General features: G+C 33.2%; 9 protein-coding genes. 5 read left to right on the top strand and 4 right to left on the bottom strand.

Annotated features, from left to right (window positions below):
- Positions 1–10: 10 nt before the first annotated feature.
- The 4 genes from NH26_RS21165 (at position 11) to NH26_RS21150 (ending at position 10,009) form a co-directional block, all read left to right on the top strand.
- Positions 11–3,112 carry a SusC/RagA family TonB-linked outer membrane protein gene (locus NH26_RS21165; protein WP_044226309.1) on the top strand — a complete coding sequence of 1,034 codons (3,102 nt, stop codon included), beginning with the start codon at positions 11–13 and terminating at the stop codon, positions 3,110–3,112.
- An 11-nt stretch (positions 3,113–3,123) separates the two neighbouring features.
- Entirely contained in the window at positions 3,124–4,776 is a 1,653-nt protein-coding gene (locus NH26_RS21160) for a RagB/SusD family nutrient uptake outer membrane protein (RefSeq protein WP_044226307.1), read from the top strand.
- A gap of 11 nt (positions 4,777–4,787) precedes the next feature.
- A complete protein-coding gene (locus tag NH26_RS21155; protein ID WP_044226304.1) occupies positions 4,788–6,272 on the top strand; it encodes a hypothetical protein in 1,485 nt (494 codons plus the stop codon).
- Positions 6,273–6,472: 200 nt separating this feature from the next.
- Complete coding sequence (locus NH26_RS21150; RefSeq protein ID WP_044226301.1) at positions 6,473–10,009, top strand: VPS10 domain-containing protein; 3,537 nt, start codon at positions 6,473–6,475, stop codon at positions 10,007–10,009.
- Positions 10,010–10,123: 114 nt separating this feature from the next.
- Here NH26_RS21150 and NH26_RS21145 read toward each other — a convergent pair whose 3' ends face one another.
- The 3 genes from NH26_RS21145 to NH26_RS21135 all read right to left on the bottom strand — a co-directional run bounded on the left by NH26_RS21145 (position 10,124) and on the right by NH26_RS21135 (position 12,929).
- Positions 10,124–11,725, bottom strand: a complete 1,602-nt coding sequence (locus tag NH26_RS21145; RefSeq protein ID WP_052432153.1) for an alpha-L-fucosidase — start codon at positions 11,723–11,725, stop codon at positions 10,124–10,126.
- Between the two features lie 328 nt (positions 11,726–12,053).
- Positions 12,054–12,617 carry a class I SAM-dependent methyltransferase gene (locus tag NH26_RS21140; RefSeq protein ID WP_044226299.1) on the bottom strand — a complete coding sequence of 188 codons (564 nt, stop codon included), beginning with the start codon at positions 12,615–12,617 and terminating at the stop codon, positions 12,054–12,056.
- A gap of 3 nt (positions 12,618–12,620) precedes the next feature.
- Positions 12,621–12,929 carry a hypothetical protein gene (locus NH26_RS21135; protein ID WP_044226297.1) on the bottom strand — a complete coding sequence of 103 codons (309 nt, stop codon included), beginning with the start codon at positions 12,927–12,929 and terminating at the stop codon, positions 12,621–12,623.
- Positions 12,930–13,119: 190 nt separating this feature from the next.
- On the opposite strand from NH26_RS21135, the gene NH26_RS21130 reads away from it, so the two are divergent.
- Positions 13,120–14,013 (top strand): phospholipase A, encoded by an 894-nt coding sequence (locus NH26_RS21130; protein WP_044226296.1) that lies wholly within the window; start codon positions 13,120–13,122, stop codon positions 14,011–14,013.
- Between the two features lie 58 nt (positions 14,014–14,071).
- Here NH26_RS21130 and NH26_RS21125 read toward each other — a convergent pair whose 3' ends face one another.
- The gene (locus tag NH26_RS21125; protein WP_052432152.1) at positions 14,072–16,375 is read right to left on the bottom strand and encodes a GH92 family glycosyl hydrolase; all 2,304 of its coding nucleotides are present in this window, start codon (positions 16,373–16,375) and stop codon (positions 14,072–14,074) included.
- Positions 16,376–16,397: the final 22 nt, after the last annotated feature.

The raw sequence follows: 16,397 nt of genomic DNA, 5'->3' as shown, positions 1-16,397 counted from the left end.
TTTTTATGAAATGAAAGGAAAATTATCTGTAATTCATCAACTACTATTTCAGAAAGTCTTCTTTTTAAGTCTCTTCTTTACTCTAGGTTTTACAGCACATACGTATGCTCAGAAATCTTTTGTTGCAGAAGGATTTATTGTAGATGAAGACGATGCTCCAATACCAGGAGTTAACATTTTGATTAAAGGCACAAATATTGGTACAGTGACCAATTTTGATGGGAAATTCAAAATGATTATTCAAAAAGAAAAAACCGTTTTAGTTTTCTCTTCTATCGGATACATACCTTTTGAGTTAGAAGTATCTAGTGAGTCTAATTTAAACCTTCGTATGAACTATGATACGGAAGCATTAGATGAAGTAGTAGTGATTGGCTATGGTCAACAAGAAAAAAGAGAAGTCACTGGTTCTGTGGCTCAAGTGAAATCAGAACAAATCAATTCTTTGGCTACTTCTGATTTAGCGACTGCAATTCAAGGACAAATGGCCGGTGTTAGTGTAAGCTCAGAATCAGGTGCCCCTGGTGAGAATGCGACAATTACTATTAGAGGTATATCCTCTTTTCAAGATGGTGGTTCTGAACCTCTTTATGTGGTAGACGGTGTTACATATACCACAAACCCTAACATTGCTCCTCAAGAAATTGAATCTATTGAAGTGCTAAAAGATGGTGCTTCAGCTGCAATTTATGGTTCTAGAGCTTCTGCTGGTGTGGTATTAATCACAACAAAAAGAGGTGAAAGAGGAACTATGAAAGTAGCTTTAGACTCTTATTATGGTGTGCAAAAAATCGTCTCTGATATTGATTTAGCCAATTCTACGGATGCTATGTACATCAATCACTTAATGTGGAAAGGAGATCCCACTACACCAAACCCTTTGGAAAACAACCCTAATGCAATGTATTACAATACAGATTGGTTGAAGGAACTTCAAGTAGATATGGCTCCAATACAAAATCATTCCTTGAGATTATCGGGAGGTTCGGATAACCTTACCTATTCTGTTGTTGGTACTTTGTTTGACCAACAAGGTATTCAGATCTCTTCTGCTTATCAAAGAAAAACTTTGAGAGCAAATACCACTTTCGAAAAAAATAAATTGAAAGTTCAAGTCAATTTGGGTTATCAAAATAGTTATAAAGACAACCCTCCTGCTAATATTCAGTATCAAGCATTACGTCAGGACCCTTACCGTCCAGGTATAAATAGAGGTGATGAATATGTGATTGAAGGCTCAAATCCTGAAAGAATGTCAAATTTACTTTCTAGAATCAATGAAACAAATGAGACAAGAGGAAACAATTATAATGGTAATGCTAAATTCACTTATGAATTACTTAAAGGACTTAAGTTAAATGCTAACATTGGTGGTTCTTATAGTTCTGGCCACACTAAATGGTTTACCCCTACATTTGATGTATACAATGGTAACGGGGAATACAATGCACGAGCATCAAATCCTTTAAACGAGCTTAGATTAACTGATACATATAGTCTGAGAACAATTCAGGAATATACCGCTACCTACAATAAAAAATGGGGAAAGCACAGCTTATCACTATTAGCGGGTAATACTTGGGAGACGGCAGAACAAAGACGTCAATCTGTACATGCGATTGATATGCCTAATAACATCCCTAATCTTGGTGTAGCACAAGAAGTAAGAGGTATTGACGAACGTTATGCCGCTAGTTCTAATATTGGTTTACTTGGAAGAATACAATATAGTTACGCTGGAAAGTACATGGTTTCTGCTAGTATTAGACGTGATGGGTCGTCACGTTTCCACCCTAAAAATAATTGGGGTAACTTCAAATCTTTTTCTGCTGGTTGGAATATATCAGAAGAAAGCTTCTTTGATGCATTAAAACCTACTTTTAGTAACTTAAAACTAAGAATTGGTTATGGTGAAACAGGTAGTGATAAAGCAGGACAAGGTTTAAGTAATTTATTAGCAGACCTTCCTTATGTGGCTATTGTGACTCCTCAAATTGATTATGTTTTAGGTGTTGGTGAAAATGACATTTTATATCCTGGTGCTTCAAATCCAACTTATGTGGATGAAGACATTACATGGGAAACAAATATTTCTCAAAATATAGGGTTAGATGGTGAGCTATTCTCAGGTAAAGTATTTTTCAATTTAGATTTTTATCGTTCCGAAAAAAGAAACATGTTACTTCCTGTAGAACTCCCTCCATCTGCTGGTGGAACAATCGTAGGTAATTACAACAAAATGTGGCAAAACGTTGGCAACTTAACTAATAAAGGAATTGAATTAGGATTAGGTTACAACACGCACATCAACAAAGTAAAAGTAACTTTAAACGGTACATTTACAAGAAACTTTAACGAAGTCACCGCCTTAGCACCCACCATGGAATCTGTGCCAGGAGGACGCCCGCTTGGTAATGCATCTGAACCTACAACCTTCTTGATTCCAGGTTATGAAGCAGGAGCTTTCTTCTTAATTCCAACAGATGGCACCATCAAAACACAAGAGGAATTGATAGAATATAAAAAGATGATTCCAACTGCAAAAATTGGAGATTTAAAATATGTCGATGTAAATAATGATGGTGTTATTGATCAAAAAGATAGAGAATATCAAGGTAGTGGAACACCGTTATGGGAAGCTGGCTTGTCTTTAAACCTAGCCTACAAAGGTTTTGATTTAGGCATTATGTTATTCGGTTCTTATGGAGCAAAAATCTATAACGGTTCTAAAGCTTATGCTTATAGTCAGAAGACTAGTAAAGAATTAGTAAATGCATGGTCTCCAGAAAACCCGACTTCTAATGTTCCAACACCAAGAAGAAGTTCTACTCACATGAATACTAGAACGTACTCGGATTACTTCTTGGAAGATGGTTCTTATTTAAAAATTCAAAACATCACATTAGGTTACTCAATACCACAGAAAGTAATGGCTAAAGCAGGTATCAGCAATTTTAGAATGTATGTAAGTGCTCAAAATCCTTTTGTATTTACAAATTACACAGGTTATGACCCTGAAATTGGATCTAAAAATGTTTTCTATCGTGGTGTTGATACGGGTAAATACCCAGTTGCATCAACTTATAGAGCAGGTATTTCATTACAATTCTAAATTAAACAACAATGAAACATCTAATAAAAATAAGCTTAGGATTACTAATCAGCATTTCATTAATAGGATGCTCTGATTGGTTCGATATTGAAAATCAAAATACCCTTGAAGAAAGAGAATTCTGGAAAAATGAGAAAGAAGCTTTAATGGGTGTAATGGCAGCATACAGTGGGTTGCAAAACCATGGCTCTCTGGGAGGAAACTCTGCTGCTTCTATGCCAACAAGGTCAGATACTGGCAGACCAAGTATTTGGAATGATCAGTACGTTGAATTATCAAAATTATTATTTAACGATAATACCAGTATTGTAAAATTAAAGTGGGCCGATCTTTACACCACTGTTTTCAGAGCTAATCAAATTATTGATAAAGTCCCTGAAATTCAAGACATAAGTGATGAAAGCAAAGAGTTGTTTTTAGCGGAAGCACACTTTATACGTGGAGTTTGTTTTTATTGGCTTTACAGCACTTACAATGATGGATCAATTGTTTTGCATACTACAGTTGCAAAAAATAAAGAAGACATTTCTAAAGCATTGAGCCCAAAAGAAGAGGTCTTTGAACAAATTCTAAGTGACCTTACTTATGCACAAGAAAGGTTGCCTGAGACTTGGGAAGAAAATTATTTAGGCAGAGCAACTTGGGGTGCTGCAACTGCATTTATCGGACAGGCTTATTTAAATGCTCTAGACTATACTAAAGCTCAAAATGAGTTTAAGAAAATAATTGATAGAGAAGATTTATATAGCCTTACACCTGAAATTAGTTGGAACTTTGATATTGAACATGAGTTTAATTCTGAATCAATTTTTGAAGTCTCTTTCTCTGATACACAAAAACCGAATGGTGGAGGTGTAATTATAGATGGTCCTACAGGTACAGAAGGAACAAGACGCGGAGTATATATGGCTCCTAGTGGAGCAAATGGTAGTCGTTTATCTATGCCGTCTTACTGGTTAACCATTCTTTTTCAGAATGATGAAATGGATTCTACTGATGTGAGAAATGAGGGATTAAAACATTCTATCAGGTCTCAAAATTCTATTGTAATGGCAGACGATGATTATGAATATTATCAAAAACGTCCTACTGATGTTCATGGTACTTTCAAAAACAGAGAATCATCTTATATGAGAAAATTCCAAAATTGGTGGGACGAATACGAATCATTTGGTACAAAGGAAATTTCTGGAATTAACGAAAGAGTCATCCGTTTAGCCGATGTATACCTTTTATATGCTGAATGTTTAATACAAACTACTGGTAGTGCAGGTACTTTTGAAGCAGTACATTATATCAATAGAGTAAGAAGTCGTTCTGCGGTGGTTCCATTAGATCACAACGAATACAATACTGCAGAAAAAGTTATGGATCATTTAATGTATGTTGAAAGACCATTAGAGCTAATGTATGAAGGCCATGACACCCGTTGGGTCGATATGAGACGTTGGGGAATTATTAAAGAACAGTATGATCGTTTATCGAAAAAGAAGTATTACATGAGGAAAAAAATACTTTACATATTACCTGATGATGCCACTGAGGGGCCTAACGGCGAAAGATTGCTTCAGGAATTCCAAGATGCTGCGGCTTCATATACACCTGACTACCACAACTACTTCCCTATTCCAATAGACGAAGTATTATCTAATCCGAATATTTAAATTGATATCAGATGAAAATATATAAGAAAAGCATCTTTGCCATTCTATTCTGTCTTATTTCTGTTTTTTCTTGTAAGCCAGAATTCGAATACGATAAAATTACTGATATATATATATTCAGTACTGTATCTTCAAGTAATGATTTGGTTACTACTATCGGAAAAAGTTATTCTTTTACGGATGCCTCAAGAGGTGAATATGTAAGAGAATGGACCGTTAATGGACCTTCTTTTTTCACCAATAATGGCGATTCTGTTTTGACAGAACATATTGCACATGTTCAATTTAAAGAGACAGGTATTGTCCCGGTAAAAGTAACGTTAGACTTTGGAGATCCTTCTTTAAATTATGATACTACTTTTAATGTAGCTGTCTTTGATTCTGTGGTTACGGCAGATTTTGAAGTTGCCAATATCGAAGGTGACTTTAAAGAGACTAATGGAAAATATACCATTGAATCTGGTACATTTATCACTTTTAAAAGTACTAGTGAAGGGTTCCCTGATGTATTTGAATGGAATGCTGACGTGAATGGTGAATTTAAAGATTCTTTAGCAAGAATGGAATTCGTAACTCCAGGTACGTATGATGTTACTTTAACAGCTTCTCGTAAAGAACCTATAAGTGGAAAAAAAGGAGAAATTACAAAAACAGCATTGATAGAAGTAGTTCCTTCTTCGATTCCCTACGTACTTGACCAACTCACTCAAGATGCTAACGGTAATATTTTTGTAAAGTTAAATAGGGATTTAAATGTTGATGAAATTAATGATAATACCATCAATAACTTTAAAGTGACTGATGCACTAGGTGAAGTACAAACTATTAATCACCTTACGGTATCAAATGAATTAAATAATACGATTATTTTATTTGTAGACCCTAATTTCTCAAGTCTATTTGTGACGTATAAACAAGCCAATCAATCAGGTGATATCATCTCAGTAGATGGTGTTCTTTTAGAAGAGTTTACTGATGTAAAAGTTGAAGGTTATCAGCATAACTTTTTTACTAATGGCAGCTTCGAAAATGGTACGTACGCTCCTTTTAATGATGGAAAATGGATTGGTAGTGGAGGTATGAAAGTATTAAAAGATCCTTCTATTGCAGTAGATGGAGATTACTTCTTAGCCGTCAACTTTGACCCATATACTCATAAAAATGGAAATGGATCAAAGCTAAGTATTGAAATGACAGATGACTACTTCCCAATAAGTACTGAAAAGAAGTATACTTTTGAATTCTATGCAAAAGCTATTGGTAATATACGCACACTAAAAGTATCTATTAAAGACCAAGAATCTGGTAACAGTGTTAATAAATCTCTTCATAGTAATTTGATAGATGGTGAATGGGTTAAAATTACTTGGTACTCTAATGAATCAATTCCAAAAGATTTCATCCAGGCGTACATACAATTTGATCTGATAGCAGAACCAGATGAGACGGCTCAGCTATTGATTGATCATATGGTATTTACTGAACATGTAGAATAATTGAATTGTTAATCACAATTAATTTCAAATCAGGATTTCATTATTATGGAATCCTGATTTAAAAAAATCACCTCTTCATAAATAATAAAAACAACCTATTTACTACATGAATGAAATGTAAATGTTTACTTAAAAAAATTAAAATGAAACAGAAAAACTGCAACTACTTTAAATTAAATTTTCTGACCCTTTTTATAATAATGCTATGCCATTATCAAACTGTTTGGGCAGAAGAAAATGAAAAAATATTTTTTTCAGGATTTGAAAAGGAATTAGATACTGAATGGTCGTCAGTTACTTATACTGGTTTGCCACTATTCGAAAGATCATCAGATGACGTTTTTAAAGGACTACAATCATGTCACTTTCGATTTAATGATGCAAATCAAAAGGTCAATTTCACTACCTCTAAAAATATTAAATGGGAAGCCGGAAAAGTATATAAGATCTCATTCTATTATAAGAATATCAAATCTATTAATAATAGAAAATCTAATATCAAATTCTTTGGAGGTGATGGAAGTAAAATCGGTCAAATCAACTTTGATCCTTTAGATAATTCAGAATGGACACAGGTCAAATTTAGTTTTACACCTACTAAAAATGATGATAATGGTTATATTCTGTTTTCGTATCATCCAAATTCTAACGGCAAAGGAGAATTATTTGTTGATAATTTTGAAGTGAAAAAATTGGCAAACGACTTCTTTCAAGAACTAAAAACTAAAACAATAAAATCGAACCCAGATATTAAATGGGTACAATTTGGACCTGGGATGAGTGGCAACAATAAAGTCGCTTTTTGGCACCCTACTGATAAAAACACCCTCTATATTGGTCCAAATATGGGGAATGTCTACAGAACCACTGATAAAGGAAAATCTTATGAAACACTTTTGAATGAAGATGCCAAAGGTTTTGATTCGGGAGAAAGAGGACCAAGAGAATTTTATAGCATTGATTTCTCTAGACAGAATGCAAATTTTGGTTTTGCAACTGACAAAAGAAATCTAGGTATCTATAAATCATTAGATAAGGGTAAATCTTGGAAATTAATTAAAAATTCTCAATTTAATAAACGTTTTATTTCTTGTATTACAGTTGATCCAAAAAATGATGAAATTTGGTATGCTGGAGGAGGAAGAATGAGAGATTATGCAAGGGTACTATTTTCAAAAGAGCAACCTCACGGTACTTATTTAAGCTCTGCTAGTCAAGGAAAAATTTGGAAATCCACTGATAAAGGAATTTCTTGGAAGTTAATGAATAACGGTATTCATGCAAAAACTGAAGTGGAAACACTATTGGTAGACCCTAACAATTCTAATATTGTTTATGCAAATACTAACAGAGGATTTTATAAAAGTATTGATGCGGGTAAAACATGGATAAAAAAAACAGAAGGATTTGACCACGATGTGATGCGTGCTATGTCCTATCATTTAAATCCATCTACCAATAAAATTACTTTATTTGTTATTAATAATGTTATTTGGAAACGAGACGGACAAACTGTAACAGATGCTGGAGGCGGCATCTTTAAGAGTACAGACAAAGGCGAATCATGGCAAAAGATTAATGGTGATTTAGCATTAGATTTATCTTTTTTTAATTCAAATCGAAATATCAAAAAGAGTTACTACACGACTGTAGCATTTTATTTTGGTATGAGTTATTCTGAAGCAGTAGCTACATTTCCTAAACTACCTACAAAAATTACTCAAAGGTTTAATACTATTGAAGTAGATCCAACAGACGTTAATAATATTTATCTGAATAATGAATATTCCAATTCTTCCAAAAATAATTTTAAACCAGGACAAATATGGCGAACAAAAAATGGTGGAAAACATTGGTATATCACTTTGAGAAATGGTAAAAATTGGGAAGAAGGTTCTCCAGATGCTGATTACTGGAATTCTAGAAATAATCCTATCGGTAATAATATCCAATTGAATTATCTAAAACATTGGATGAAAAGGGATGATTACGAAAGAAAGGGTAGTAATTTTGCTAGATTTAATGCAGATGGTACTGTGCTTCATGCTAACATGGCTAAAGTTTCTTTAATGTCCTATGATAAAGGTGATACTTGGGTTGATATTGATGATATAGAAGTTACACCTAAATCTGATAATTTTGTTGGGGCAGGAAACAGTAATGTACCTGGTCATGGGTTTTACCAACATCCTAAATATCCTGGCCAAGTATTTTGTATGGCAGGAGAAAACTCACTTTGGATCACTAATGAAGAAGGAAATCATATTAAAAAGGGAGCCCAAGCAGCACGATATAAATCTTTGACAGATGCAGAACAATCTATCAGTTCTTATGCCATAGATCCTAATGATACTAATAAACATTATGCATTATTCTTCCGTCAGCATAATAAGGGTGAATGTCTGAGAAGTTTAGATGGTGGTAATACCTGGGAAGCAATAGGTGTGGCAATACCAAAATGGGAATTACCTAAAACTGGAGGAGATCAATCTGTACATCAAATGCATTTAACTATTGATCCTGTTCAAACAAAGAATCTTTACTTCTGTGTACCTAGAAGAAGTAAGAATATCGAACTAGTTGGCAATACAATTACTGGTTTTGGAGTACATCGTTCTACTGATGGTGGAGTCAATTGGAAAGAAATTAATAATGGTTTACCCAAAGACCCCGATGTTTGTAAAATTGCTTTAGATCCTCAAAACTCAAATACTATTTATGCCGCAGTTCAAGATAAAGACGGTGGATTATTTGTATCTTTAAATAAAGGAAATTCATGGACTGAAGTAACTTCAACTCAACATATTTCAAAATCTGAAGGTATTAATGATATACATTTTAGTGGTGATGGTAAAGTCTATATTACTTCAGGTACTAAAAATGGAGGTGCCGATAATGGTGGTCTTTGGGTAAGTGAAGATAATTTGGTTACATGGAATAAAATATTTGATTATCCTTGGACTTATAGAGTAGAAACGGCTGTTTATGATCCTAATATAATATTGCTGTCTACTCTTCCTAATACCACAATTAACACTTTCAACCCAGGTGTCTATCTATCAAAAAATGGTGGTGAAAGTTGGGAAAAAATTAACTTAGGAAATGGTCAATCAGATAGAGTAAATGATATTGCTATTAATAATTTCTATCCTGGAAAGTATTATGCTTCTACCTATGGTAGTGGATGGTATATGGCATTAGATCCTAAAGCAACAATTAAAGCTGAAACGATTTATTTTGATGAAAACAACATCAAAATAAAAAAAGGAACATCTAGTCAACTTCGCCCCATTATCTTCCCTGAAAATGCCCATCACCAAGGTATTGAATATTTTAGTGAAGATAAAACAATAGTATCAGTCTCTTCAAGTGGAAAAATAAAAGGGCAAAAAAAGGGTAAAACAAGTATTTATGCCTCTTTAAAAAATAGTGATGTTACCACTTCAATAGATGTTGAAGTATTTAATTCATCATCACCTAACTCTCTATCCGTATCTGAAGAATGGATATTGTATCCAAATCCAACTTCTGGAAAGATTTTTCTAAAAGGAAGTTTAGCTGTTGATACTATTGAATCGGTTAGTATTTATGACCTAAATGGACAGGTTCATAACTGTAAACTACAAAAGGAAAATAATAAGTTTGTCATAGATACTTCATCACTTAAAAATGGTATTTACACACTTGTTCTAAATACAAAAAACACAATCAAACACTTTAAGTTTTTGAAAAAGTAATACATAATAAAGAAGTATATTTATCACAATTATTATTTCTTTATTTAATAAAATACTCATCAAAAAAAGGCGAAGAAAAATCTTCGCCTTTTTTACAATAATGATGATTTCAAATTATAACTCTTGCTCTAAATCACCTCCAATATCATTTTCTTTATAACCTTCACATTGAATCTTAAATGCATGTGCAAAGTTTGTTGGGAATGAGTTTGGTCTTTTAATGATTAAACCTTTTTCATTTCTTTCCCATTCTAAAGATTCTTTACTTCCTAAAAGAGTGATTTTTTCTATAGTGTTGTTTAAGACACCGAACTTAGTACTTAATGTTTCAATAACGATCTCCCCTTTTGGTGTATCCATTACCAAAGCAAAGAATTCATTATCATTCTTTTTTGTAAAACGGATATCATTTTCCTTATATACAATTTTTTGTCTTTCAATTTTATGACCACCTGATTCAATTCTTGTGGGGCCCTCTCCAAATATTGTCCATGGACGAGTACCATAAATTGCCTCTCCATTTACTTCTAACCATCCACCCATCTCAGTAAGTAATTTTACCATTGGTTCAGGAATTGTACCATCAGGATCTGGAGGAACGTTTAAAAGCATATTCCCGTTTTTAGAAACAATATCAATCAAAATATCTACTAACTCATTTGTAGTTACAAACTTAGCATTTGATCTATAAAACCATGTCCCTGGTGATGTATCAGTTACCCAAGCATCTTCTTTTGGTTGATTAGGACGTCCTCTTTCATAATCTCTAACCGCAGTTGTTTCTGGGAAAGTGGTTTCTTTAAACATGACAACTACTTCTTTGTCCCATTCTTTGGCTTTGTTATAATAGTAGGCTAAGAATTTTTGTCTATACTTCTCCTCCATGTTTTCTAACCACCAATCAAACCAAATAATGTCAGGCTGGTACACATCAATATATTCTTTTAACTTCGCCCACCATTCTTGATGGTATTTTTCTGTTGGCATATTACTATCCCAACCATGTGGTTCAGTATATAAATCGTAATCTTCTGGACTAACACCTCCATACTCGTGAGCGGGCACGTAATATTTCCAAGTAAAAGCATGATGAAAAGAACCAATAAACTTCATTCCTCTTTTCTCGACTGATTTTTTTAATTCACCAGAAATATCCACCCCTCCATAATTAATAGAATTCCAACGTGTTGATTTTGCATCCCACATAGCAAAATTATCATGATGTATTGCTACAGGACCTGCGAATTTTGCTCCTGATATTTTAAACAATTCAGCCCATTTTTCGGCATCAAATCCTGTAGGTTTAAAATTTTCTATCAGATATTTATATCCAAATTCTTTCGGATCCCCGAATTGCTTTACATGATGTAAATAATTGGGAGTAGGTGCATAACTTGGTGTACCATCAGAATTTTTGGGATACGCTCCTGTCTTCCAATTAGGAATTCCTTTTTTGCCATACATCAACATACCATGCCAACCGCCTAAGTATTCATCTTTTTTCATGTTTACAAAAGCACCTGATACAGGACCAAAATGAGTATATATTCCAAATTTGGCATCTTTATACCAGTCTGGCTCTTTGTTTACTTGTGAGATTGATTCCCAATCTTCTTTAATAGTTGCTTCATTTTCGATAGTTGTTGTTTTTGGAGGTTGCTGACAAGACATCATTACTCCAAGAATTAATACGGGTATAGTAATAAAAAATTTCATACTTGATTTAAAGATATAATCAAAAAATAATTGATTAGAAGCACTTCATTTGATGATCAAATTTTAGTAATCATCTTTAGTAAAGAAAATAATATCTTCTTCCAATATCTTAAAATTAAACTAAAATGGGTAAAACAATACTTTCTAATACTAGACAATAAATCAACATCACATTAAATGAATCGAATGATAGGGATTTATAGAGACATGTATGATAAAAAGAATGTTAATTGATCGCTATAAAGACAAATTAAAATTTTTGACTTCATTTAGTATGAAGTCAAAATGAAGTCAATCATTCTTTTATCCTTTGACTTTTTTATAGCTTTTATTTTTTCTTTGCAACCAATCTTATTGAATCTCCTTCTTCAAATTCCATGTATTTTTCGACCTCCAAAATCTCAAAATAAGGTTCAAAAAGTTGAATCAATGATTTTTCATCTTGATAATTTACTAACATCCCTTTGAAGATCTCGTCTCCTTCGCCATACCACATAGTATGACAAACAATTCCACCTTTATTTAAAACCTCAAATTGTCTATAAATAGACGATTTTATTTGATCGTCATTTAAATGTTGAAACACCTTATTTGAATAAATACCATCAAATAATAAATCAGTCTCGATAGTTGAGGCATCTAAATTTAAAAACTTTCCTTCTGCAAATCGTTTTCTTAACCTTTTTAGAAACTCTTCTGAGAAATCTGAACCCACTACATCATAATCTTTTTCTAAAATATGATAATCAGTTCCAGGGCCAGTTCCAAGTTCTAAAACACTCTTCCCTTTTGGTAAATAAAGTTTTAAAACATCAATAAGCTCTTGACCATTTACATCAGCAGCCATTTTAATATATTCATTCACCGATTCTTTATTTTGATAATAATCCATGTATTAATTTTTGAAAGTGATATCAATTAAGTCTTTTGCCATTTGTGATGGGCTCTCCTCTTCTAAATTACGTAATTTCATTTCACCCTTAAAATATTCTCCACCATCTTCTAAAAAACCTTGTCCTTTTGGTGTAAAAACCGGAAAATTATCTGGCGTTGACACTTCATATCTACCATCCTTAGCTACAGTAAAAGTGGTGGTCACCTGAAAATAAAAAGCCTGAGTGCGGCTGTACATATTTTTTAATGCATTTGATATATTTACAAGTTGTTCTTCAAGTAAATATGCTTTTAGTTCTTCTTTGTTCATCGCTTTTATATTCGTCTACTTTCAAATCAATTATATAGGCTACAAATATAAAAAGAAGATAGATTAAACAAGGCTGAGGTAGGTTAAGTAAATTACCTAATCTTACCAAATACGTATTTCCTTCATCTTTAAGAATCGCTTTTCAAACAATTTTGGAGAAGAAAAAAAACAACTCTCTAAAGAAATTACAATGAAAAAGCGAAACATCTACCTTTTATTCCTACTGATAGGATTTAGTCATTTATCTTTTGGACAAAGTAAGGTATTAGAGTCACTTTGGAAGAAACAATATAAAAGTGAATTTAATTTTCATTCAGTGGCTCAACCCAAATATTTAGAAATTAAAAATAAAGAAATACTACAACTTATAGATGATCAACCTAGCTTTGGTATGTATCATGATAACTACTTTACCACGGGAGTACCCACTAATGAAAAAATAAATAAATCTACCGCTGATGCAAAGTTTCAAATTAGTATTCGTCAGAGATTAACCAAATCTCAATTACCACTTAATACTTCATTCTATCTAACCTATACTCAGAAATCTTTTTGGGATATTTATGAGAAATCTTCTCCTTTTGAGGAAAGTAATTATAAACCTGGGCTAACACTAATGACACCTGTAATTAGCGACAATAAATTGATTGGAGCCACTACGCTATCATTTGAACACGAATCAAATGGTTTAGATGGAGAAGATTCTCGAAGCTGGAATTATGCTTCATTCTCATGGGTGCACTTTTATAATTATAATTTTACTTTTCAAGCCAAATTATGGGTTGGTGTGGTGAGTAAAGAGAATCATGATTTATTTCATTATAGAGGCTATGGATTATTGGCATTGAATTATAGAAATAATAAAGAAAATTTATGGTTGTCTTTAGTGATTAACCCTAACGATGATCTTACCATATTCAATACAACAGCAGAAATCAACTATAAATTAAGTAAAAATGATAATCAATACTTGTTCTTACAATGGTACAATGGCTATGGAGAAAGCCTAATTGATTATGATAAATACACTTCAATGGTGCGTGTTGGTATTTGTCTTAAACCTAAGTTGAGAAATTTCTATTAAAACAAAAGAAGCCTCGGACTTTCATCCGAGGCTTCCTTAACTATATAAAATAGTATTGTTATTTCTCTCTAGACATTGAGTATGGAGCAGACTCAACTGCTGCACCCCAAGACTTATTTGGTTCAGGACCCATTTCAAATTCAATAGAACCGCCTGCCATGATTTGATCATGAGTTAGGTACGTTAAATTGAAATCCTTGCCATTTAATTTAGCAGATTGAATATAAACATTCTTCTCGCTATTGTTATTAGCAATGACAGTAAATGTATTTCCGTTTTCTAAAGACATCGTTGCTTTTTCAAACTCAGGAGAACCAATGATATATTCACCTGTACCAGGTGCAACTGGGTACATTCCTAAAGCAGAGAATACATACCATGCAGAAGTCTGACCATTATCTTCATCACCACATAAACCATCAGGAGTTGGGCTATAAAGATCTTTCATTACTTTTCTTGTCCACTTTTGAGCTTTCCAAGGTTGACCAACATAATCATATAAGTAAATACCATGTTGGATGGGTTGATTACCATGAGCATATTGACCTGTTCCATGCTTTTGATCAGCTACTTTCATTTCAGTAATCTCATGAATTTCAAAACCATAATAATCATGGTTTGCAATTGATGGTGTTGAGAACAATGAATCTAATTTTGCAGCGAATGCCTCACGTCCACCCATTAGATCAGCTAAACCTGCTGGATCATGAAAAACTGACCATGTGTAATGCCAAGAAGAACCTTCAGTAAATGCTCCACCCCATGCTTCAGGAATGAATGGTGTTTGCCAAGAACCATCTTTCATTTTTGCTCTCATGAAGTTGGTTGACTTATCAAATACATTTTTATAATTGTTTGCTCTCTTTTTAAACAAATCAATTTCCGCTTGTGGTTTCCCTAAAGCTTCTGCAAGTTTACTAATTGTAAAATCAGCATAAGCATATTCTAATGTACGAGCTGTATTTTCATGAATTCCTACATCATAAGGAATGTAGCCTAATTCGTTATAATAATCTGCACCCATTCTACCTACTGATCCTAAAGGACCTTGTTGGTTAGAGTTTTTGACCATTGCTTCATACAACTTCTCCACATCATAACCTCTGATACCTTTTAGGTAAGCATCTGTAATTAAAGAAGCAGAGTTAGAACCAATCATACAATCTCTATGACCCGGAGACGCCCATTCTGGTAACCATCCACTTTCATCATAAGTGTTTACCAAACCAGCCATAATATGACCATCCATTTCAGGATACATTACAGTAAAGAAAGGGAATACAGCTCTAAAAGTATCCCAGAAACCATTATCTGTAAACATATAGCCATCTCTTACTTCACCATTGTACGGGCTATAATGTACTAATTTATTATTTGCATCATACTCGTAGAACTTTCTTGGGAAAAGTAAAGTACGGTACATAGACGTATAGAAGTTTTGTTTCGATCTTTCTGATCCACCTTCTACCATCAATTTATTAAATTCTGTATTCCATTCTAATTTTGCTTCATCAAATACTTGAGCAAATGTTTTATCACCAATCTCTCTGTCTAAGTTAATTTGAGCTTGTTCAGGTGAAATAAATGATGATGCAACTTTTGCAGTTACCACTTCACCTTCTTTCGTATCAAATTGTACATAAGCAGCAGTTCTATATGCTTTTGCTTCTAAAGCATCTGACGCTTCTTTACCATTCCAAGTTCCTTGCTTTTTGAATGGCTTATCAAATTGAACTACAAAATAGTTGGCAAAATTTTCTGGTACGCCACCAGAGTTATTTTTTGCATAACCAATAATTTTATTCTCTTCAGGAATTACTTTCACAAAAGAACCTTTATGATAGGCATCTATTAGAACAATTGATTCAGAAGATTTAGGGAAAGTAAACTTAAATACCGAACCTCTTGTAGTTGGAGTTACTTCAACAGTTGTATTGTAAGTTTCTAATTCCGCTTTATAATAATGAGGTTTTGCAATCTCTGTATCATGTGAATATTTAGACTGACGTTCTTGCTCATTAAATTTCACTTCACCAACCATTGGGAAAATAGAAAATGCAGCATAATCATTAATCCATGGTGAAGGCTGATGCGTTTGCTTAATACCATTTATACTATCTTTTTGGTACATGTAAGCCCAACCGTCTCCATTTTTATTTGTTTGAGGTGTCCAGAAATTCATACCCCAAGGAGTAGCCACAGCTGGATAAGTATTACCTGTAGATAATTTAAAGTCTGATAAAGATCCCACTTGTGTACTAACATACGGCGTTAAATCCACTAGTTCTTTTTCTGAATTTTGTGTTGAACAAGCAGATATTAACCCTGCCATTACCAACCATATTAGATTTAATGATCTCATTTGTATTGATTATATAGATATT

It is taken from the genome of Flammeovirga pacifica, assembly GCF_000807855.2.
In the GTDB taxonomy this organism is placed as follows: Bacteria; Bacteroidota; Bacteroidia; order Cytophagales; family Flammeovirgaceae; genus Flammeovirga; species Flammeovirga pacifica.
The sequence above is the reverse complement of the archived record's forward strand: the minus strand, read 5'-3'. Positions and strand labels throughout refer to the sequence as shown.

Bases quoted from the DNA above. Each gene is read 5' to 3' on its own strand.
- NH26_RS21165 (WP_044226309.1), top strand. From the start codon at position 11: ATGAAAGGAAAATTATCTGTAATTCATCAACTACTATTTCAGAAAGTC.
- NH26_RS21160 (WP_044226307.1), top strand. From the start codon at position 3,124: ATGAAACATCTAATAAAAATAAGCTTAGGATTACTAATCAGCATTTCA.
- NH26_RS21155 (WP_044226304.1), top strand. From the start codon at position 4,788: ATGAAAATATATAAGAAAAGCATCTTTGCCATTCTATTCTGTCTTATT.
- NH26_RS21150 (WP_044226301.1), top strand. From the start codon at position 6,473: ATGCTATGCCATTATCAAACTGTTTGGGCAGAAGAAAATGAAAAAATA.
- NH26_RS21145 (WP_052432153.1), bottom strand. From the start codon at position 11,725: ATGAAATTTTTTATTACTATACCCGTATTAATTCTTGGAGTAATGATG.
- NH26_RS21140 (WP_044226299.1), bottom strand. From the start codon at position 12,617: ATGGATTATTATCAAAATAAAGAATCGGTGAATGAATATATTAAAATG.
- NH26_RS21135 (WP_044226297.1), bottom strand. From the start codon at position 12,929: ATGAACAAAGAAGAACTAAAAGCATATTTACTTGAAGAACAACTTGTA.
- NH26_RS21130 (WP_044226296.1), top strand. From the start codon at position 13,120: ATGAAAAAGCGAAACATCTACCTTTTATTCCTACTGATAGGATTTAGT.
- NH26_RS21125 (WP_052432152.1), bottom strand. From the start codon at position 16,375: ATGAGATCATTAAATCTAATATGGTTGGTAATGGCAGGGTTAATATCT.